21 protein-coding genes and 3 pseudogenes are annotated in these 21,554 nt (G+C 48.4%); 17 read left to right on the top strand and 7 right to left on the bottom strand.

Annotated features, from left to right (window positions below):
* Positions 1-15 precede the first annotated feature (15 nt).
* From G614_RS0125410 to G614_RS0125395, 4 genes are read right to left on the bottom strand one after another with little or no spacing between them, the layout of a single operon-like run.
* Positions 16-294, bottom strand: coding sequence for a PTS sugar transporter subunit IIB (locus tag G614_RS0125410; protein ID WP_002588284.1), 279 nt, complete (start codon positions 292-294; stop codon positions 16-18).
* A gap of 30 nt (positions 295-324) precedes the next feature.
* Positions 325-798, bottom strand: a complete 474-nt coding sequence (locus tag G614_RS0125405; RefSeq protein ID WP_002588283.1) for a PTS sugar transporter subunit IIA — start codon at positions 796-798, stop codon at positions 325-327.
* The gene (locus G614_RS0125400) at positions 795-1,433 is read right to left on the bottom strand and encodes a bifunctional 4-hydroxy-2-oxoglutarate aldolase/2-dehydro-3-deoxy-phosphogluconate aldolase (RefSeq protein ID WP_022203232.1); all 639 of its coding nucleotides are present in this window, start codon (positions 1,431-1,433) and stop codon (positions 795-797) included. The genes G614_RS0125405 and G614_RS0125400 overlap by 4 nt, the downstream gene beginning before the upstream one ends.
* 46 nt (positions 1,434-1,479) lie before the next feature.
* Positions 1,480-4,413: a sigma 54-interacting transcriptional regulator gene (locus tag G614_RS0125395; protein ID WP_027644099.1), complete on the bottom strand. Its 2,934-nt coding sequence runs from the start codon at positions 4,411-4,413 to the stop codon at positions 1,480-1,482.
* 235 nt (positions 4,414-4,648) lie between these two features.
* Here G614_RS0125395 and G614_RS0125390 point away from each other — a divergent pair, with 235 nt between their 5' ends.
* On the top strand, positions 4,649-5,005 hold the full coding sequence (locus tag G614_RS0125390; protein WP_027644098.1) for a sporulation initiation factor Spo0A C-terminal domain-containing protein: 357 nt from the start codon (positions 4,649-4,651) through the stop codon (positions 5,003-5,005).
* 158 nt (positions 5,006-5,163) lie between these two features.
* Here the strand turns inward: G614_RS0125390 and G614_RS0125385 are convergent, their stop codons facing one another.
* Together G614_RS0125385 and G614_RS33475 are read right to left on the bottom strand one after the other, a co-directional pair.
* Positions 5,164-5,385 (bottom strand): hypothetical protein, encoded by a 222-nt coding sequence (locus tag G614_RS0125385; RefSeq protein WP_027644097.1) that lies wholly within the window; start codon positions 5,383-5,385, stop codon positions 5,164-5,166.
* Positions 5,386-5,548: 163 nt separating this feature from the next.
* Positions 5,549-5,680: a hypothetical protein gene (locus tag G614_RS33475; RefSeq protein ID WP_278246027.1), complete on the bottom strand. Its 132-nt coding sequence runs from the start codon at positions 5,678-5,680 to the stop codon at positions 5,549-5,551.
* Between the two features lie 355 nt (positions 5,681-6,035).
* Here G614_RS33475 and G614_RS0125365 point away from each other — a divergent pair, with 355 nt between their 5' ends.
* Both G614_RS0125365 and G614_RS34845 read left to right on the top strand, forming a co-directional pair.
* The gene (locus tag G614_RS0125365; RefSeq protein ID WP_027644096.1) at positions 6,036-6,515 is read left to right on the top strand and encodes a cupin domain-containing protein; all 480 of its coding nucleotides are present in this window, start codon (positions 6,036-6,038) and stop codon (positions 6,513-6,515) included.
* A gap of 126 nt (positions 6,516-6,641) precedes the next feature.
* Positions 6,642-7,106 carry a TspO/MBR family protein gene (locus G614_RS34845; RefSeq protein ID WP_027644095.1) on the top strand — a complete coding sequence of 155 codons (465 nt, stop codon included), beginning with the start codon at positions 6,642-6,644 and terminating at the stop codon, positions 7,104-7,106.
* A gap of 278 nt (positions 7,107-7,384) precedes the next feature.
* Here G614_RS34845 and aspS read toward each other — a convergent pair whose 3' ends face one another.
* Positions 7,385-8,695, bottom strand: coding sequence for an aspartate--tRNA(Asn) ligase (gene aspS, locus G614_RS0125350; protein ID WP_027644094.1), 1,311 nt, complete (start codon positions 8,693-8,695; stop codon positions 7,385-7,387).
* Positions 8,696-9,531: 836 nt separating this feature from the next.
* Here aspS and G614_RS0125340 point away from each other — a divergent pair.
* From G614_RS0125340 to G614_RS0125275, 14 genes and pseudogenes are all read left to right on the top strand, one after another.
* Entirely contained in the window at positions 9,532-10,845 is a 1,314-nt protein-coding gene (locus G614_RS0125340) for an RNA-binding domain-containing protein (RefSeq protein ID WP_027644093.1), read from the top strand.
* 574 nt (positions 10,846-11,419) lie between these two features.
* Positions 11,420-12,241, top strand: coding sequence for a ParA family protein (locus G614_RS0125335; protein WP_027644092.1), 822 nt, complete (start codon positions 11,420-11,422; stop codon positions 12,239-12,241).
* Entirely contained in the window at positions 12,198-13,133 is a 936-nt protein-coding gene (locus G614_RS0125330; protein WP_027644091.1) for a ParB/RepB/Spo0J family partition protein, read from the top strand. The genes G614_RS0125335 and G614_RS0125330 overlap by 44 nt, the downstream gene beginning before the upstream one ends.
* Positions 13,134-13,145: 12 nt before the next feature.
* Positions 13,146-13,421: a DUF5720 family protein gene (locus G614_RS0125325; protein WP_027644090.1), complete on the top strand. Its 276-nt coding sequence runs from the start codon at positions 13,146-13,148 to the stop codon at positions 13,419-13,421.
* A 27-nt stretch (positions 13,422-13,448) separates the two neighbouring features.
* Positions 13,449-13,643, top strand: coding sequence for a hypothetical protein (locus G614_RS33275; protein WP_027644089.1), 195 nt, complete (start codon positions 13,449-13,451; stop codon positions 13,641-13,643).
* A gap of 67 nt (positions 13,644-13,710) precedes the next feature.
* Entirely contained in the window at positions 13,711-14,574 is an 864-nt protein-coding gene (locus tag G614_RS0125315) for a DUF6017 domain-containing protein (protein ID WP_027644088.1), read from the top strand.
* Between the two features lie 48 nt (positions 14,575-14,622).
* Entirely contained in the window at positions 14,623-14,985 is a 363-nt protein-coding gene (locus G614_RS0125310) for a hypothetical protein (protein WP_027644087.1), read from the top strand.
* Positions 14,978-15,289, top strand: coding sequence for a DUF5720 family protein (locus G614_RS0125305; protein ID WP_002592130.1), 312 nt, complete (start codon positions 14,978-14,980; stop codon positions 15,287-15,289). Before G614_RS0125310 ends, G614_RS0125305 begins: the two co-directional genes overlap by 8 nt.
* Before the next feature lie 101 nt (positions 15,290-15,390).
* A complete protein-coding gene (locus tag G614_RS0125300) occupies positions 15,391-15,891 on the top strand; it encodes a PcfB family protein (protein WP_027644086.1) in 501 nt (166 codons plus the stop codon).
* Positions 15,888-16,601 (top strand): annotated as a pseudogene (locus tag G614_RS29075) (type IV secretory system conjugative DNA transfer family protein); the annotation flags it as partial. The gene G614_RS0125300 and the pseudogene G614_RS29075, both read left to right, overlap by 4 nt.
* Before the next feature lie 591 nt (positions 16,602-17,192).
* Positions 17,193-18,857 carry a group II intron reverse transcriptase/maturase gene (gene ltrA / locus G614_RS0125290; RefSeq protein ID WP_027644085.1) on the top strand — a complete coding sequence of 555 codons (1,665 nt, stop codon included), beginning with the start codon at positions 17,193-17,195 and terminating at the stop codon, positions 18,855-18,857.
* Between the two features lie 113 nt (positions 18,858-18,970).
* Positions 18,971-20,098: pseudogene (locus tag G614_RS29070) on the top strand (VirD4-like conjugal transfer protein, CD1115 family); the annotation flags it as partial.
* Positions 20,099-20,312: 214 nt separating this feature from the next.
* The gene (locus G614_RS0125280) at positions 20,313-20,531 is read left to right on the top strand and encodes a Maff2 family mobile element protein (protein ID WP_027644084.1); all 219 of its coding nucleotides are present in this window, start codon (positions 20,313-20,315) and stop codon (positions 20,529-20,531) included.
* 83 nt (positions 20,532-20,614) lie between these two features.
* Positions 20,615-21,244 (top strand): annotated as a pseudogene (locus tag G614_RS0125275) (VirB6/TrbL-like conjugal transfer protein, CD1112 family); the annotation flags it as partial.
* Positions 21,245-21,554 lie beyond the last annotated feature (310 nt).

Below are 21,554 nucleotides of genomic sequence, written 5' to 3'. Positions count from 1 at the left end.
TGCCTAAACCCCTTTTTACTTCAGATAGGACAGAAGCTCATTCAGCGTCGCGTCCTCGTTAATTCCTGTCAGCAGGGAAATGGCGCCTACCACCGGAATATTCACATTGCCGCCCGTGAACTTTCCCGTCGTAACCAGCAAATCAAAATCATCTGCCTTGGATTCCACCTCCAGAAGCTTGCACTGGGTTACTGATACCGGGATTCCATTGTCCTCACATTTCTCCCTGATCTTGGTTGCCACTACGGTTGATGTTGCGATTCCATTTCCACATGCCACTAATATACGCTTCATTTTTATATTCTCCTTTGGATAATCTTATTTTTAGTTCCCATCTTCCAGCAGGTACTGCTTGATGATTTTATGGATGATGTCAGGCTGTCCCGCCTCCACTATGTGTTTCACATCCTCCTGGTTCTGAATCAGCTTCACGATTCTCTGAAGCATTTCAATATGTCCGTGGGCCTCTGTGAGGGCCAGCATGATGACCAGGCTTACCGGTACGTCATTGTCAGGCTCATCCATAGCCCTGAATGGAGCCGGTGTCTTAAGCACGGCCACACAGATGGCCGCCTCATTGACATGGCAGATATCCGCATGGGGAATGGCCACATTGATTCCCCCTGTCTTAAGTCCTGTGGGGAAGGACTGCTCCCGCTCCAGGATGGCCTGCTTATATGTATCCTTTACAATGCCCTTTTCACAAAGATAATCTGTCATGGCGGACAAAACCTCCCGGTCCGTCATGGGTTTGTCAAATTTCAGAATCAATGATTCATTAAACGCAATGCCGCTCATGATTCTTTTTCCTCCATACTCTTCATTTTCTCTTCCATGGCTGCTATGGAACCGCGGATTCCCTCTTCATTTTCATTCAGTATATCCTCTTTCAGGAAAATACCCGAACCGATTCCCGCAAATGATGCCCCTGCCGCAAAGTACTCCTGCACATTTGAGGTGCCGATGCCCCCCACGACCATCAGAGGCATTTTCCCCAGAGGCGCCTGGATGTCTGACACATATCTGCTTCCCAGCCTGCCTGCCGGGAATATCTTCACGATATCCGCCCCGTCCAGGAAGCTCTGTCTGATTTCCGAAGGTGAAAAAGCACCCGGCACAGAAACCACGCCGCGCTCCCGGCACAGGTCCAATATACGCTTCTCAAATACCGTGGGAGACAACAAAAAGGCTGCACCTGCCTCAATGGCCTCCACGGCTTCTTCATAGGTAAGGACCGTGCCGGCTCCCACCATGATTTGTCCTCCAAATTCCTGGCTGATTTTCCGTATGGATTCCAGGGCTCCCGGAGTATTCATGGTAATTTCAACGGAGCCTAAGCAGGTCCCCACCAGGTTCCTGACAACCGTGCGGGTCTGTGAATAGGTATAGCCTCTTAAGATTACTGTCACTTTCGGAAATTTCTCTATATTCATCATTCTCGCTCCTTTCTGACAATATATAAAGCAAGAATGATGCCAACTAATTGGCTGATTTTGTATTTTTACATAACAGATTCCATATTTCTTCCCGTGTCCGGCTGGCACGGATGGCAGAAACCATAGATTCATCAGAAATAATCTGATACAGCTGTTCAAAATATTTTCTGGAATCTTCCTGAATCCCCAGTATAAAAATAACATCCACAGTGTTGACCCCATCCCACAAAACAGGTTTGTCTAATTTTGTAACGGAAATGACTGGTTTTGTAACCAATCCGGGGTCACCGTGGGGAATGGCAATACCCTGGCTGAGCCGGGTGGTCATCATTCCCTCCCGTTTATAGACGCTGAGAAGGAATTCCTGCCGGACCAATCCTTCCTCTTCCATATGTCCCACTGCCTCATCTATAATTTGGTCCTTGAACTCCGCCTCTGTCCTTATATAAATATGGTCCGGGGAGATAACCTCTGACAGCTGGTTTTCCTCGAACATGGCGCTCCGCTTTAATATGCCGCGAAGCTCCCCGATGCCCTCCGGGCTGTAGATCCGGCTTACAGATATAAACGGATAGGTGCCTGACTCCGGATTAATGGTGCCCACAATGGCCAGTATCTCATACTCCTTTTCCGTGTTGGCAATGATGCGTTCAATGCTGGAATCCTCAATATATCCCCTGGTCAATATAACCGTCCCGGACAGGTTGCTCTTCAGGCGCTCCGTCAGATGCTCCTTCAATTTCACGGCGGCCCCCTGGCCTGTGATGCACAGGCACAGAATCGCCTTTTTCCTGGCTTCCGCCTGTTCCCTGGTTCCGGTAAGCTTTATCTTGTCCAGCTCATCCGCAATCTCGTTCAGGGATTCGTCTGTCCACATGGTCTTGCGCACTGCTTCCACCACCATCATGGTGTCTGTGCGTGACAGCACGCGGACCCGCATACCTGTCTCCTCCCGAATCTTCTGGCCCACATTCAGGAGAGACCCCATGTCCGCCAGCACGATGCAGCCTTTTCCCTGGTTTACGCGCCTGGCCATATCCACTGTCTTTTCCGCCATCTGGGCCGGCGTATCCCACAGGTTCATATCCACACCAACGGCGTGTTCCGTTCCCATGATGGCATTGGCAACCTGGGCCATTGCGCTGGCCACCGGACCGTGGGATACCACCAGCACCGCAATCCTCCCCTCCTGGGCCATGTCCTTTTTTCTGAATTTCCTAAAGTACATGGCCAGGAATGCCTTTTCCTCCTCCGGCAGAGTGAGATAATACTTTTTTTGTATTTCATCCACGGCATAGCAGGCGGCCTCATAATCTTCGTAGGACTGCTGACGAATATTTTCCATGCCGGGGTAAACCATACGCCCATGGCTGCGCATCCTCTCCATAGCCATGTTCAGATGAATAGCCAGAGGAAACACCACCTGTTCCTCCAGCCCCGGAAGCCGTTTCCTGGCCAGATCACAGATATCCCTTGTCATGCTCAGGATGTCGTCCCCCACGATGGAAGCAATCTCGTCCTCCCGGATGCCCGACTTCTGGAATTCATGGATATGGCGCTGGAATCTGGACTCTATCTCGTCGGTGAGCTGGACTTCGATGTCCCGTTCCCTCAGGCCGTCTCTCAGCAGCTGGTCATACTTTTCCTCCAGGGATTCATATATGTTAAAGCCCTCCAGAAAGGTTTCCGCTCCGGATTTCCCGGCATCCTCCCCGGAATCATCGGGAAATACATAACAGTCGTCCGGGCACAGCTCCTTTATCTCCTTGGTAATCCGGTCAGGTACATACCCCTTCCTCAGGTTCTCAGTCAGGCTCGGGAAGGACACGGTGATACGCCCGTCCTTTCTGGCCCGCCCTTCCAAAAACGCTTTGGCGCAGCACACCTGGATATCTGATTTAAGCTGTCCCACATTGCCGGGGCAGTCCCCGCCCAGCAGGCACCACAGCGCCTGCTGTCTTATTTTTATCTGTTTCCCCAGACGCCTGGATTCCCACTGAAAAAAACGCAGGATAAACTGCAGCTTCTCTCCCGCCGGCCGGTCCTTTAAGGAAGGAATTTCTATGACCATGGGAATTCTGCGCCTAAAGGTCAGAAGCAGGGAGCTCTGAGGATTTTCCGTGGTCGCGGCAATAACCATCACATGGCTCTCCCGCTGGGTATCCACTTCCCCCAGGCGTCTGAACCTTCCCTTATCCATCAGGTAGAAAAGGATCTCCTGGCCCTCCGGCGGAAGCCTGTGCACCTCGTCCAGAAACAGGATTCCCCCATTGCACAGCTCCACCACTCCCTTTTTATTGTCAGCGGCGCCGGTGAATGCCCCCTTGCTGTATCCAAAGAGCTGGGCCAGCAGAAGCTGGGGATTATCCGCATAATCCGCACAGTTAAACTCAAAATAAGGGGCGTCCTTTCCGAAATTCTCAGTGCCGCAGGCATACTCATGCATGAGTTCCGCCAGAAAGCTCTTTCCCACGCCGGAAGGACCGTATATCAGGCAGTGCAGCCCTCCGGGAGGATACAATACAGCTGCCTGGGCCCGGGTTATCTGGGTCTTCATGCTTCCGTCAAATCCCACAAAGGCGCTGAACGCATTTGCCCTGTCATCCTCCCATGCAGGTTCCGCATGTTCCGGCGCTGTGCCGGCGTTTTCCTTGTCCCGGCAGGCGCCGGAAGGAGTCCATATCTCTAAAAGTTCTTCCCGCAGCTTACCCACGGCATATTTTCCTATCTTGTAGCCATCCTCCTCCAGCATCCTGGTAAGCCCCCGGTCCGATAGGTCCGGATGTCCCGTCAGAATCCGCTTCATGTCCTCAAATATGACCGGCTTCCTCCGCTTCCTGGAATCAGGGATATGGTGTTCCCGGCGTACCGTGGTCACATCCTCCCTGAATACCTGCAGGCGGGACGCTATTTCCTCGTCTGTCAGGGGATTCTTACTGTCCTCAACTTTTATGATTTGCAATATCTGTTCTTCCATGTGCGCACCCCCATACAATCATGTGGCCTATGCCAATGATTATTATCATACCATCTTTTGATATGATTTACCACATGGCAATCCAACCAGTACTCACCTTCTGTTTCAATACTTCCTAACCAATCGTTTCGCATATTTCGACATTTTTTGTAACCTTTTGTTATCCCCGCCTCTTGATAAGCCCCCCTCTCATTGGATACCTTTATAGTATATCAAACATTTGGGAGGGATTATCATGAAATACGAAAGAGAAACCAGTAACCTGCTTCGACGCCTGGGCGTCAACAATTCCTACATAGGCTTCCGGTATATTATCTATGGAGTAATCCGGACCATCCATGAGCCGGACCTGCTCACCTACATATCCAAGGGACTCTACGTGGAGATAGCCACCTGCTATCAGACATCCATTGGGTGTGTGGAGCGGAATATCCGTACCATCATCAATACCATATGGCTTCATGGGGACAGAAAGTTGTTGGATGAAGTCTTTAACTTCAAACTTAATCAGAAACCGCACAATGGAGCTTTTATCGATGCGTTGGCAAATTATATAGTAAAGGAAGATGCTGGAAAAGAAACTGCTTCTTAGGTTTTAGGCTGGCCCGGTTCATCCGGCCCCACTTTTCCTGTTAATATTTTGTCCATATTTAGTTGATAAAACAATTAGTGGAAGTACCCCTATCCACACCACCAAAACATTTTATACATGTGTGGGCCTGACGTTTTAGTTGGGCTCATCTCATTCTCTTATAACAAAAAAGTCTCCGCAATCCGGAGCACACCTCTGGCATCCGTAATGCATTTGCCTTCGTCGCTGCTCTTGACCGGACACATCAAAAATGCCTCGCAGGCGGGGTCCACCTGGTAGCCGGTCAGCATATAACCAGCCGACCATGGACTCGTCCAGAGCCAGGTTACGGGAATTAGGTAATCGAATAGGCCTGCCGTTTCCGGTAGGCCCAATTTCATAATACCTGCCATGTCTTATCAGAACAGGCGTTATGGAAACAGTGAAAGCCGATGGCTCCATTAGGCATCTTGAAGTTACAGGCATCCTTCCCGGAATGGTTCTCTTCGAAGGGGAAGTGCTCCAGCATGTACTTGGTGCCACTGCTATAGATTGCCTTGGTATTCATTCTGTTTCGGGTTCTCCGGCGCCTGCACGATAAAACTCATCCTGTGTGGGCGCTCTGTAGTATTGACCCTTTCCGTGCCAGGGTGTGACGGATATGGCCTTCCTGATTTCATTCTCATCATACGTCATTGCACTTTCCTCCCAAACTTCTCATCTGTCCGATTTTGAATTCCAATAGTATCATAATCTGTTCCACGCCTTCTCTGGCTTTGTGTATATAGCACCTCAAATTTCTCCCTAAGTTTCTTTGTGCTCCGTATATTGCCTTTCCAGATACTATCATGTATGGCATACTGCAGCACCTGCTGTATCTCATCTTCGCTTAGTCCGTTAGCAACGGGACAATGGGTTCTGCTTTTTCATACTATTAAAATTTCAGTTCGATGTGTAGCTACTTATCATTTGTCTTACTTCTTGTTCTTTCTAATGAGCAAATACGTCTTTTTTTCATATAATATTATAAATTAGCGCCTTGGAGACAAAAATGTTTAACAATCAACATACTAACTCGCCTTCCTATACCTCGGGAGCTTCCTACTCCAGCTTCCAATCAAATGTGGCAACTGATTACGGTCCAAATCCGTTTATTATTGATATTAGCAATGCCACTATGAATAATGACACATTTCGCACTGCCTTATGGACAGGTAATAACTTACAGCTTACTCTGATGAGTATACCAGTTGGTGACGAAATAGGGTTAGAGGTTCATCCTAACGATGACCAATTTTTGCATATTGAATCCGGCCATGGGGTTGTTCAAATGGGTAACCAGATGGACCGTTTAAACTTTCAACAACCAGTCTTTACTAACAGTGCTATATTTGTTCCTGCCGGAATCTGGCACAATGTAGTAAACACTGGTGATATTCCTTTAAGATTATACTCTATTTATTCACCTCCTCATCACCCTTGGGGTACTGTCCACCAAACTAAAGCTATCGCAGAAGCAAATCATTACTAATCACCACCTCGTCAGTTCTTTTAGAAGGACTGGCGAGTCTTTAGCTAATCTCACTTCTAACAAAATCATAATTTATAACCCCATTACATATAATTAACTAAATATAAACAATAGGCATACCAGTATATGAAAATACGAAATAAAAGTGCTCTTATTATATCAATACTTATCCCATTAGCAGTTGGTTCAATGTCTGCATTATTGAGCGGAAATATGTCATCATACTCTATTTTAGATAAACCAGCTTTTAGCCCACCAGGATTTATTTTTCCTATCGTATGGACAATACTTTACATACTGCTGGGAATATCCTCATATATAGTTTATTCTTCAAACAGTCCCAATAAACCGAAAGCTTTGTTGATCTATGGTATACAGTTATTCTTCAACTTTTGTTGGAGCATTATCTTCTTCGGTTTGGACCTCTACCTATTTGCTTTTATCTGGCTCATTGCGTTAATCTTTATAATAATAATTATGATAAGGCAGTTTTACATTGTTAGCCCTCTGGCTGCTTATTTACAAATTCCCTATCTGATATGGTGTATATTTGCCGCATACTTAAATTTCTCTATTTTCATATTGAATTGATGTGTGAAGTGAACCGACTAAGCCAAACTTATTCGGTTCTTTTTATTAACATCTTGTAATTTTTTAATTCCACCTGCAGATTTCCACATTCCGGGCAGTACATAACCGCTCCGACCACCATTTCATATCTGCCACCTAAGGCATAGTAAGCCCGGCCCCGTCCATCAGATACCGCAGGGGATGCGCCGGCACCCGGTGCACTGCCCCTTCATTGATTGTGTTCTTGGATGAAGAAGACGGTTTTTTCTGCTCCACTTCTCACACAATTACAGCATGCTTTAAGGAAGCAATCTGTTAATATCTCTCGGGAACAACGTCGTAAATCTTACATTTTCATATCCTAATAACTTACTAGTGAAACGTTCCAAGCCAAGTCCAAGTCCTCCGTGTGGCGGCATACCGTATTTATGCATCATAAGATAACTTTCAAACAATTGCACATTCATATTTTTCTTATTCATTTTTGCAATCTGTTCTTCATAATTATGGATTCTCTGACCACCGGTTGTAATTTCAAGTCCTCTAAACAGCAAATCGAAACTTTCTGTTTCATTAGTATGTTCTTTACTGTCCATAGCATAAAACGGTCTCTTTACACTCGGATAATGTGTTACAAAAACGAATTCACTTCCAGTTTCTTTAAAAATAATCTCTGATAAAAGTTTTTCCTCTTCTGGTTCAAAATCTTCCCAATCTTTTACAGGACGATTATGAGCCTCAGCTATTTTAATCTTCGCTTCATGAAAACTAATTGCAGGAATTGTCTCAATTATAGGCAAATTAAGATCAAGCAATGCTATTTCCTTTTTATAATGCTCAGACAAATAATTCAATGTATATTTCAGCATTGCAGTTTCCATTTCCATAATTTCCTCAAAACTATTTATATAGCCCATTTCAAAATCCACGCTGGTATATTCGTTCAAATGTCTTGATGTATCATGTTTCTCAGCTCGGAACACTGGTGCAATTTCAAATACACGTTCAAACACGCCTACCATCATCTGCTTATAAAACTGAGGGCTTTGAGCCAAATATGCCTCTTGTCCAAAATAGTTTAAAGAAAATATATTGGCGCCTCCTTCTGCTCCTGACTGCACGATCTTAGGCGTATGAACTTCTGTAAAATGTTCATTATAAAGGAATTCTCTAATCCCCCTGCAAATGCCTTCCTGTAATTTGAAAATAGCTCTTTCTTTTTCATTTCTTAAAGTGATTGGTCTATAGTCAAGCAAATTTTCTATAGAAGTATCCACGATTTTTTGGTTGATTACAATTGGTGATATTTCATGAGGTTTACTTAAAACTTTTATATTTTTAATATGCAATTCATATCCTGTTTTACTTCTACCTTCCGCCACTAAAATCGCAGTAATTGTTACACAACTTTCTTCTGCTGGTATTTCGAGATTTCCCGAAGCAACGCACTGAACTACATCTCTTTTTGTTCTTAATAACACAAAAGAAAAACCTTTCATTTTTCTAATTTTATAGATACTTCCATGAATTTGTATTGTTTCTCCGATGTGTTCTACTAACTCCTCAGCTTCCAATTCAGTTACAATAATATTTCCTTTTATATTTTCCATTGTTTTATCCTTTCTATCTCGTTATTTGATTTTTATAAAACAACTACTATCCATAAGAACATCGTCTTTATGTCCCATACGATCACCTTCTTTCAAAATATGTACTCGTATGGAAATTGATAAAAAGGGTACAAAAAAACCACACGAGCAAAGTATTTATCTTTACCAATGTGGTCTATTATCTTTATATTCCACATAGGCACAACACATTTAGCGCTTGCACCTATGACAAATCACAGATACAAACGCTACCTATCGTCGTCCCTATTCAGTTTCTGGAACTGATTATTAAACATAATTATACCTCTATCTGGGTTGAAATTCTCTTTTATTTCTTGCCATTCTATCACTGAAAAATTAATTGTCAAGATACCCTTGGATTGCATGAAACTCGCGAAACTCGTATATAATGATTTCATAAACTAAGACATATTAATCTAAGAAACACCATCCATTCTTGTCAGAATATCTGCCACATATAGAAACATGACTGTGCCATTACGGTATAATAACGACAAACGGAAAAAGTCTTGATTTTCAAGGGGTCCACGCGTTTGCCGTCATCTATTCAATTCCTTTTCCAAGTTGAAATATGGCGAGAAAAATATCGAAAAAAGGAGGCTGTTTCATTAACGACAAAAATAACATATGGTGTTAGTATTTGTCTCGAATAATATATAATATTCGGGACAAACCATTTCGATATTTTGAAAAAGTCGATTATCATTCCATTTCCTATTGTATTTTTGATTTATTCTACTCATTCTAACCAAACAGTTGACAAGAATGAGTAGAATGATTAGAATATGGGTAGAATAAAATTAGGAGGCGGTCAGATGATTTTTCAGGAAAGCGAAATGGTTGAACTAAAAGCAATTGTGGTGGAGGATATAAAAAAAGAAATCATTGCTTTTGCAAACTGTGAGGGAGGAAAACTGTACATCGGTGTTCAGGATGACGGAACAGTGTCAGGACTGGATAACCCAGACGAAACTTCTTTGCAGATCAGCAATATGGTTCGAGACGCAATTAAACCGGATCTGACGATGTTTCTTCACTATGAAACAGTAACGGTAGACGAAAAAAAAATCGTTGCAGTTGACATTCAGCAGGGAACAGAGAGACCATATTATATAGCCAAAAAGGGATTGCGTCCTGAAGGTGTTTATGTCCGTCAGGGTTATTCCTCTGTTCCGGCTACAAATACGGCAATCCGTCGCATGATCAAGGAAACAGACGGAGATCATTTTGAAGAAATGCGGTCTTTAGAACAGAATTTAACCTTTGAAAGTGCAAAAAAAATATTTGCTGAACGAAATGTAAAGTTTGGTCTCACACAAATGAAAACACTGAGAATGGTAACACAGGATGGTGTCTATACAAACTTGGGGCTGCTACTTTCGGATCAGTGTGTGCATACAATTAAAGCTGCTGTTTTTCAAGGTACAACGCAGAGTGAATTTAAGGATCGGAAAGAGTTTTCCGGCTCCCTGTTTCAGCAGATGGATGAAACTTATGACTTTATTGATTTCCGCAATCAGACACACTCAACCTTTGATAAGTTATATCGTATTGACAGACGGGATTATCCGGAAACCGCAGTCAGGGAGGCTCTTTTGAATCTTCTGGTACACCGTGAATATTCATTCCGTGCCAGCTCCTTCATCAGCCTTTATGCAGACAGACTTGAATTTACCTCTATCGGCGGTCTGGTAAGCGGCGTGTCCTTAAAAGATGTAACCATGGGCATTTCCGTCTGTCGAAACACCAAACTGGCAAATGTATTTTACCGTTTGGAGTTGATAGAAGCCTATGGAACCGGAATTATAAAAATCATGGAAGCGTATGATGGAACCGGAATGACACCGCAGATTGAAACATCTGATAATGCATTTAAGATTATTCTTCCTAACCTGAATACAATGCCTGAATCCGCAAGACAAATACAGGTAAATCCAGAGAAATGCACACCGGAAGAAAAGGTGATTGCTCTGACAAAACAACGGGGTTTTATTACAAGAAAAGAAATAGAAATACTGCTTGGTATGGGTCAGTCATCATGCGGACGGCTGTTAAAGAAAATGGTTGAAAACGGTCTGCTTATCCAAGAAGGAAAGGGCAAGAACATCCATTATCACCTTCCTCAATAAAGTAAATAATTTCTAAGAAAAGGCGAGGGCTTAACTACCCTCGTTTTATCACGTTTAAAAATAAAAGGAATGAATATCAGATTTCAAAAAAGAGTACATGATTTTAGCAGAAATCTACCCGCTTATGTGAAGTTGGCGACAAAGCCACATTTAATAGCCATTTAGGTATAATTTAAACCGTAGACACAAGAAAAAAAGCTCAAATATCGTAAAAACAGCAGCAAGAAATAATGTAAAAAGGCTAAAAAAGCAAAAAACAGTTGCATGAGTATGCCCTTACGGTATAATTACGACAAACCGGAAAAGCCCCGTAGAATCAAGGGTTTTGAGGTTTTCAGTCTGGTTTTTTCATCCTTTTCCAAACCGAAAAATCATACTGAAATAAGTCGAATTATAGGGGGTGTTTCATTAACGACAAATGAATAGCAGAAAGGAACTCAAAGCCTTTTGATTTCAAGCACAGTAGAATATTGGATTTAGGCGAAGCCGTCACTTGTTCAAGTGGCGGCTTTTGTCATTTCCAGGACTGCTGTGCAGGCACATGACAACACCAAACAGAAACGAGGTGATTGTTATGAACACGCAAATTATCGCCATCGCCAACCAAAAAGGAGGCGTCGGCAAGACAACGACCTGTGAAAACCTGGGTGTTGGATTGGCGCAGTCCGGGAAGAAAGTGCTGCTGATTGACGGTGACCCGCAAGGCAGCCTGACCATCAGCCTGGGCCACCCCCAGCCGGACAAGCTGCCCTTTACCCTGTCCGACGCTATGGGCCGTATCCTGATGGACGAGCCGCTGCGCCCAGGCGAGGGTATTCTGCACCACCCGGAAGGCGTTGACCTAATGCCCGCTGACATCCAGCTCTCCGGCATGGAGGTTTCTCTGGTGAATGCCATGAGCCGTGAGACCATCCTGCGGCAGTATCTGGACACGCTCAAGGGACAGTATTCCCATATCCTGATTGACTGTCAGCCCTCCCTGGGTATGCTCACGGTCAACGCCCTGGCCGCCGCCAACAGGGTCATAATCCCCGTTCAGGCGGAGTACCTGCCTGCCAAGGGCCTGGAACAGCTGCTCCAGACCGTAAACAAGGTGAAGCGGCAGATCAACCCCAAGCTCCAGATCGACGGCATATTGCTGACGATGGTGGACAACCGCACCAACTTCGCCAAGGAGATTGCTGCCCTGCTGCGGGAGACCTATGGCAGCAAAATCAAGGTGTTCGGCACCGAGATTCCCCATTCTGTCCGGGCAAAGGAAATCAGCGCCGAGGGCAAGAGCATTTTTGCCCATGACCCCAATGGCAAGGTGGCCGAGGGGTACAAAAATCTGACCCAGGAGGTGATAAAACTTGAAAAGCAGCGCGAAAAAAGTAGAGCTGGCTCCATACGATGACTTGTTTTCCACCGAAGAAAGTCGCCAGGATGCCAAGCTGGAAAAAGTACGGGAAATCCCGTTGTCTGAGCTGCATCCTTTTAAGAACCATCCCTTCAAAGTCAAGGATGACGAGGCCATGATGGAAACCGCCGACAGCGTTCGGCAGTACGGTGTTCTGGTTCCGGCCATTGCTCGCCCGGACCCGGAGGGTGGCTATGAGCTGGTGGCCGGTCACAGGCGGCACAGGGCCAGTGAGCTGGCCGAGAAAGAAACCATGCCGGTCATTGTCCGAGATTTGGACGATGATGCCGCCACCATCATCATGGTGGACAGCAACTTGCAGCGAGAAAGCCTGCTCCCCAGCGAGAGGGCTTTTGCTTACAAGATGAAGCTGGAGGCTATGAAACGGCAAGCCGGGAGACCCACCAAAGAAAATGGTTCCCAACTTGGGAACGATTTTGGAAAGAAGTCCAGCGAGCTTTTGGCTGAACAAGTCGGCCAGAGTAAAAATCAGATTTTCCGCTATATCCGCCTGACGGAGCTGATCCCCGAACTGCTGGATATGGTGGATGAAAAGAAAATCGCCCTCAATCCGGCTTATGAGCTGTCTTTCCTCAAAAAAGAGGAACAGCGTGACTTGCTGGACGCGATGGACAGCGAACAGGCTACCCCCTCTCTCTCCCAGGCCCAGCGGCTCAAGAAATACAGCCAAGAGGGACATCTGACCCTCGATATGATGCGCGTCATCATGGGTGAGGAAAAGAAAAGTGATCTCGACAAAGTGACTTTCACCTCCGACACCCTGCGAAAGTATTTCCCCAAAAGCTATACGCCCCAGCGGATGCAGGAAACTATCATCAAGCTGCTGGAGGCATGGCAGAAAAAGCGCCAGAGAGACCAGGAACGATGAAAGGAGCCGCCTATGAGGGATATTTCAGCCCGTGAGCTGAAAGGACACAACATTCTCGCCGTGGAGCGTTTCCAGGACAGCATCCGATGGATGATCGAGTTTTCCGTCCTGCGTCCCTGCTCCTACGGTAGTCCCGGTGATGAAATGCGGCTGTTTCTCACCGAGGACGGGTATCAGGCCGCCCTCGTAAGCCAGAAGCGCCGGGAAATCAAAATCAAGCGGTATGCCCGTGTGATCGAGGGCCATGTCCTCGACTTCAAGCCGGACAAGCGCCGCCGCCACCCGTAAACCCATCATCACTACGAAAGGAAAGGAATGAATATGTGTACTGTCCAGAGCATCAAGGATGCTATCTGGGAAAACTGCCAGTCCCAATATGACATGGAATCCACCGACATTGACCGGGTTTTGCAGACCCTCCCGTTTTCTCAGGAACCGGGACCATTTTCTAAGCCAAAAACGCAAAGGCCGCTGTATTGGTTCCACGCAAGAAAATATGAAAAAGTGTAACTGCCACAATTCTTTTTACAGGATTGTGGCTTTTTTCATGCCCTGAGATCAGAAAGGAGTGAAGTCAATGGCGGTCTTTCGGATTGAAAGAACCCGCGACTATACGGTAATGAGCAATCATCACCTGCGGAACCATGAATTGTCGCTGAAGGCCAAGGGGCTGCTTTCCATGATGCTGTCCCTGCCGGATGACTGGAACTATACCACCCGTGGCCTTGCGAAAATCTGCAAGGAGGGCGTGGACGCCATCGGTAATGCGCTGCGGGAGCTGGAAACCGCTGGTTACATCGTGCGCCACCAGCTGAGGGACCGGCAGGGCCGGATCAGCGATACCGAGTATGTCATTTATGAGCAGCCCCAGCCCCGGCAGCCGGATACGGCTTCACCAGATACGGAAAACCCGTATCTGGATAAACCGGATACGGAAAAGCCCGCAGAATTAAATATAGAGAAATCAAATACCCAAAAATCAATTACTCATGGATCAAGTACCGATTCCATTCCCTTCCGGGAGCCAGCGGCAGCACAGCTGCCGGAACGGAAAGGAAGGGATGCGATGTCGCTCACAGAGATGGAAAGTTATCGGGATTTGATTCTGGAGAACATCGAGTATGACCACCTGTGCCGGGAGTTTACCACCTACCGGGAGGACCTGGACGAGATTGTGGAGCTGATGGTGGAGACCGTCTGCGCCAAGCGGAAAACCACCCGGATCGCTGGCAGCGACTTCCCCCATGAGGTGGTCCGCTCCCGTTTTTTGAAGCTGGATTGCTCCCACATCGAGTTTGTCATGGAGTGCCTGCGGAACAATACCACCGAAATCCGCAACATGAAGCAGTATCTGCTTGCGGTGCTGTTCAATGCGCCGACCACGATCAGCAACCACTACACCGCACAAGTCAACCACGATATGTACGCAGGCGGCTGGTAAACAGCCGCTTTTCTGCTGCCCGAAAACACCGGGAGAAAGGATTTTGCCATGAAACGACCTCTTGCCTACATTACGGCTCCCTGGAGCAACAGCCAGTATGAGAACGCCGAGAACGCTGCGGCCTACTGCCGTCAGGTGTACGACGCCGGGTATTCGCCCATCTGCCCGGTGCTGTTCCTGCCTACCTTCCTCAAGGACGAGATTCCCCAGGAACACAAGGACGGGCTGGATATGGCGCGGGACTACCTGCGCCGGTCCCATGTGCTGGTGGTCTGCGGCCACGGCATCGACGAGACCGTGAAGAATGACATCGCCACCGCCGAGCGCCTGCGGATCACCGCCACCACCCTGGACGGTATCCTGGCTGTGAAGGGCCAGGGACGCGGGAAAGGAGGCGCACGCCATGCCTGAGCGTAAGACCGTGGGCCAGCTGATGGAGGAAATGCGCCTCAAAGCCGGGGCGCAGAACTACCACGGCCATGAGTACATGGATTTGGAGCGGTTTGCCGAGGACACCCGGCACATGATTATCTTCGATGTGCTGACCGACGATTCCCCGGTGGGCTGGAAAGGTGAACGGACCCGCCTGTTTCTGACGGAGGCCGGATACCAGAAAAGCCTGGAGAACCAGGAAAAGGGCCACATCAAGATTCTCAGCCATGCCAAAGTGCGCCAGGGCCATCTGTACTATGACCGCTCCGACCAGCTGCGCTGAAAGGAGCCTGCCATGCTGAAATACCTGCTGCGGCGGCTGGTGGTCCCGCCTTAGTATCAAGTGCCACCCCTGCAAAATCCGTGGAAAGGAGGCGATGACCTATGCAGGAGGAAGTGGAAAACAGGACTTTGACGCTGGTAGTCAGCGGAACAAAGTTTACCGGGCGGTTGATGAAAGCCGCCATCACCAAGTACCTTGCCCACCGCAAGGAAAAGAAGCTGCAAAAGCAGAAAAGCCGGGATACCCCCGTGATTCCCCACGGCAAGCAGACGGTGAAGCAGCTGATCGGCCAGAATCAGGGCGTTTCCAACATCGAGATCACCGACCCCTCCATCAAGGAGTTTGAGAAGATCGCCCGGAAATACGGCGTGGACTATGCGGTGAAGAAGGACCGCAGCAGCTCCCCACCCAAGTACCTGATCTTTTTCAAGGGTCGGGACGCGGATGCCCTGACCGCTGCTTTTACCGAGTACACCGGGAAAAAGGTCAGGAAGGCGGAGAAATCCGAGCGTCCGTCTGTGTTGGCAAAGTTGAGCCAGTTCAAAGAGCTGGTGAAACACGCCGTCGTGGACCGGAACAAGCGGAGGGAGCTGGAACGATGAAAAAGCAGCTGAACATCAAAAAGCACATTTTGCTGAACCTGCCGTATATCCTGATGGGGCTTTTCTCCACCAACTTCGGTGAAGCGTGGCGGATGGCCGTGGGTGCGGACGCTTCGGCAAAAATGCTCTCGTTCTTCTCCACGCTGCCGGTGGCGCTGGCCAGCTGGTGGCCCAGCCTGCACCCCCTGGACCTGCTGGTGGGCCTGTGCTGCGGCGGCGGCCTGCGGCTGGCTGTGTACCTGAAAAGCAAGAACGCCAAGAAGTACAGGCACGGCATGGAATACGGTTCCGCCCGGTGGGGAACCCATGAGGACATTGCACCCTACATCGACCCGGTATTCCAGAACAATGTGATTCTGACGAAAACGGAAAGCCTGACCATGAATAGCCGCCCGAAAGACCCTAAGACCGCCAGAAACAAAAATGTTTTGGTGATCGGCGGCTCCGGTTCCGGTAAAACCCGGTTCTGGCTGAAACCCAATCTGATGCAGATGCACAGCTCTTATGTGGTGACAGACCCCAAAGGCACCATTCTGGTGGAGTGCGGTAAAATGCTCCAGCGCGGTACACCCAAGCTGGGCAAGGACGGCAAGCCCATGAAGGATAAGCGCGGCAAGGTCATCTATGAGCCTTACCGGATCAAAGTCCTCAATACCATCAACTTCAAGAAGTCCATGCACTATAACCCCTTTGCCTACGCGCGACACGAGGTCGCGTAATTAAACTGTTCGGCGCCGACCGAACCTGTTATTCCATTAGCAGTAGCCTATCGTCACCGAAGCGGCTGGCAACGGTCGTGAGGCAGCATGACGAGAAAAGGTAGCCCTCCCGAAAGGGTCAAGCCGAAGCCGTGAGGCAGAGGCGAAAAGCTGGAAGCAACATCCGGCTGGGGAGCTTGGCTTGTGTAGTATGGTGAATGTAAGTGAATCGCTGTTAAACGTCGTTAGTGGGAACCAGGCTAAAGTTGCTGATAAGCCTGAACCAAAAGGTGTGCAGTCGGATGTTCCCCTGTAAGCTGGGAACACATGGACAAACAGGACTGCCGGCGGATAGGCGGCACCTAACCTACACGGTTGATTACGTGAAACGTGGTAAGCCCGCGCTCTCTCCGTATACTCGGAAAGCTGACCGCAAGGAAAGCCGATAGAAACGCGGGTAAGGAACGCTGGAAAAAGCGAATGCCGACCTTGTAATGAGGACGGATAGGGATTGAAATAGTATCTCACGCGAAAGCGGGCCAACTTCCAGCAGGTCTATCTTTACGAGAGAATTTACAGAACTTTTGAAAGGAGGAATCGCAAATGAACAGAAAACTGTGTGCGCCTGCTGACAAGGCACAAAGCTGGGAATCCATTGATTGGAAGAAAGCGGAGGCCTATGTTAAAAAGCTGCAAATGCGTATCGTAAAGGCTCAAAAAGACGGTCATTATAACAAGGTGAAATCCCTGCAATGGCTGTTGACACATTCTTTCTATGCCAAAGCATTGGCAGTGAAGCGTGTGACAAGTAATAAAGGCAAAAATACCGCTGGTGTAGACCATGAATTATGGAAAACGCCAAAAGGCAAATTCGAGGCGATTGATAAACTCAAGCGCCGGGGCTATAAGCCTCAACCTCTCAGACGGGTGTATATCCCGAAGAAAAACGGGAAAATGCGTCCCCTGAGTATTCCAACGATGACAGACCGTGCCATGCAGACGTTATATAAGTCTGCATTGGAACCATTGGCGGAAACTCTGGCAGACCCAAACTCCTACGGCTTTAGAATTGGAAGAAGCACACACGATGCCATCGGGCAATGCTTCAACGATTTATGCAGAGCCGGTTCTCCACAATGGATTTTGGAAGGAGATATTAAAGGGTGCTTCGACCACATCAGCCATAACTGGCTGTTGGAAAACATTCCAATGGATAAGGAAATGCTCGGGAAATGGCTGAAATGCGGTTTTGTGGAGACCCAAAAGCTCTTTCCAACAGAGGAAGGAACTCCACAGGGCGGCACAATATCGCCAGTTTTGATGAACATGACCTTAGACGGACTAGAGCGCATTCTGAAAGAGAGATTCCCAATGAGACGGATGGTGGCAGGTAAAACTGTTTACGACCAGATTAACTTCGTGCGATATGCCGACGACTTTATCGTTACCGGAAAAAGCCCGGAAACTCTACGTAACGAGGTTATGCCGCTCATCAAGGACTTTCTGGTGGAACGCGGCCTGCAACTCTCCGAGGAAAAAACGGTGATTACGCACATCAGTGACGGCTTTGATTTTCTTGGGCAGAACGTTCGGAAATACAACGGAAAATTGCTCATCAAGCCATCAAAGAACGCGATAAAATCCTTCCTCAAAAAAGTGCGCACTATCGTTAAGGAGAACAAAACCGCTACACAGGACTTGCTCATTTACAAGCTAAATCCTGTCATTCGCGGTTGGGTCAACTACCATCGCTATGTAGTTTCTGCGGATATTTTTGGATTGGTTGACCACAGGATTTTCGAGTGCCTATGGAGGTGGGCTTGCCGCAGACACAAACGAAAAGGCAAGAGATGGATTGCTAATAAATACTGGCACCACATTGACAACCGGACGTGGACATTTGCGGCAGAACCTGCCTTTCGCGGTAAGGATTTCGATGAAAAATACCTTAAGCTGGAATACGCGGCAAATACCAAAATCATCCGATTCAGGAAAATCGCCGCAGAAGCCAATTCGTTCGATGAAAAGTGGACGGGATACTATGAGGAACGTGACGGAGAAAGAATGCTGAACAGTACCAAAGGACGGGAAAAACTCGTTAAAATCTGGAACAACCAGAAACGGTGCTGCCCTGTATGTGGAGAAAGAATTACATTCGAAACAGGATTCAAGACGCATTTTAACACCGAAAACAACAGGAAATGGCCTGCTATTATGGTACATCCCTGGTGTCATCGAAATCTGCATGAGCCAGACTACTTGATTTGAGCCGGGTTTCGTTTTACACGAGGCCTTACGATAGGCTTGAGCCGTATGACGGGAAACTGTCACGTACGGTTCTTAGGGGAGGGACTGGCAGTAATGCCAGTCTCTTACCCGACATTCACTCAGAGAAGGACATCTTGAAGCTGGTCACGACGCTGATTGCCAACACCAAGGGCGAGGGCAAGGCCGGGGACGATTTCTGGGTCAAGGCGGAAACACTTTTGTATTGCGCCCTTATCGGGTATATCCACTACGAGGCTCCGGTGGAGGAACAGAATTTTGCCACTCTCATTGAGTTCATCAACGCGATGGAGGTCCGGGAGGATGACGAGGAGTTCAAGAACCCCGTAGACCTGATGTTTGACGCGCTGGAGGCGGAGAAGCCCAACCACTTCGCCGTCCGCCAGTACAAGAAGTACAAGCTGGCTGCGGGCAAAACCGCAAAATCCATTCTGATTTCCTGCGGTGCGCGCCTCGCCGTGTTCGATATTGCGGAACTGCGGGAGGTCACTTCCTACGACGAGCTGGAGCTGGACACCCTGGGAGACCGGCGAACCGCTCTGTTCCTCATTATGAGTGACACGGACGATAGCTTTAACTTTTTAATCTCCATGTGTTACACCCAGCTGTTCAATCTGCTCTGCGAAAAAGCGGACGATGTGTACGGCGGGCGGTTGCCGGTCCATGTGCGGTGCCTCATTGACGAGTGCGCCAACATCGGCCAGATTCCCAAGCTGGAGAAATTGGTCGCCACCATCCGCAGTCGTGAGATTTCCGCCTGCCTGGTGCTGCAAGCACAGTCCCAGCTGAAAGCCATCTACAAGGACAACGCCGATACCATCATCGGCAATATGGATACCTCCATCTTCCTGGGCGGCAAGGAGCCGACTACCCTCAAGGAGCTGGCCGCCGTGCTGGGCAAGGAGACCATCGACACCTACAACACCGGTGAGAACCGTGGGCGGGAAACCTCCCACTCTCTCAACTACCAAAAGCTCGGCAAAGAGCTTATGAGCCAGGATGAACTGGCCGTCATGGACGGCGGCAAGTGCATCCTCCAGCTGCGTGGTGTGCGGCCTTTCCTCTCGGACAAGTACGACATCACCAAGCACCCCAATTACCCATACACCGCCGACGCGGACCCCAAGAATGCCTTTGACATCGAGGCGTTCCTGTCCACCCGGCTCAAACTCAAGCCCAACGAGGTCTACGATGTGTATTCGGTGGACGCAGAGGGCGCGTAAATCTGTTCCGCTAAGAAGGGAGTGATTTTATCTATTCGCCGCAACTGCCCTTTTGGGGCCATTGGCGTACAAAGCGGACAATCACCAAAAAATAATGAAAAAGGAGGACAGCCGGAATCAGCCCCCGGAAACCGGGCGGCAGATTGTTCCGGCTTTTGTATGCCTATGAACCATGACTAATCAATCTTTCAAATGATTCCGGCTAATTTTGTATATGGCATTTTTCAATCAGGCTATCACCGTTCTTCAGACCCTCGTTATCGCTCTCGGCGCTGGTCTCGGCATCTGGGGTGTCATCAACCTGCTGGAAGGTTACGGCAACGACAACCCCGGCGCGAAGTCCCAGGGCATGAAGCAGCTCATGGCTGGCGCTGGCGTGGCCGTGGTCGGCATGGTTCTCGTACCCCTGCTCTCCGGCCTGTTCACCGTCTGATCGTTCCCGTCGTTAAGCTGTCATAAGAAATCCTTGCCGCCCCTGCCCCCAAGCGGGGGCGGCTGAAAGGAGGTTGACACCGTATGGATTTCTTACTCGATGCCCTTACTGACTGGCTCAAGGAAATGTTGGTAGGCGGCATTATGAGCAACTTATCGGGGATGTTCGATAGCGTGAACCAGCAGGTCGCAGACATTGCGACACAGGTGGGCCAGACCCCCCAGGGCTGGAACGGGAGTATTTTCAGCATGATCCAGAACCTCTCCAACTCCATCATGGTGCCGATTGCTGGCGTGATCCTGGCTATCGTGATGACGCTGGAGCTGATTCAGATGATTACCGACAAGAACAACCTGCATGATGTGGACACCTGGATGATTTTCAAGTGGGTGTTCAAATCTGCCGCCGCCATCCTCATTGTCTCAAACACCTGGAACATCGTGATGGGCGTGTTTGACGCGGCCCAAAGTGTGGTGGCACAGGCGGCAGGTATCATCGGTTCCGACGCTTCCATCGACATCTCCTCTGTCATGACCGATATGGAGTCCCGGCTGATGGATATGGACCTGGGGCCGCTGTTCGGCCTGTGGTTCCAGTCGCTCTTTATCGGCATTACCATGTGGGCGCTTTACATTTGTATCTTTATCGTGATTTATGGCCGTATGATTGAGATTTACCGCGCGTCCAGAAGCGTCGCTTGTCATCCACAGGCGGTGCGTGGGCATTTTGGGAATCCGGCTTTGGCAAGCCGGTAAAGAAAAGTATCAAAGACGCTGAAAAAGCGTCGCTTTAGCGTCAGCCGGTTTACCCCGGAGGGAAACCATAAGGGGGACAATAGCGTACCGGAAACGTCGCAAGTTGGGGAAACCATCTACCCACGACTGAGCGGCAAGACGCAACATTGTGAACGAGGAACAAGGCTAAACTGCTTTAAGGGCAGTCCGAGGCGGGATACTCGACCCGGCGGTGTAGGATGGTTGTATTCGCCGTATGTCATAGCGGAATGTGACAGGTATACACAGA

This window comes from [Clostridium] clostridioforme AGR2157 (assembly GCF_000424325.1).
GTDB classification, from domain to species: domain Bacteria; phylum Bacillota; class Clostridia; order Lachnospirales; family Lachnospiraceae; genus Enterocloster; species Enterocloster clostridioformis_A.
Note: the sequence above shows the minus strand (reverse complement) of the source record. Positions and strands in the feature narration are given on the sequence as shown.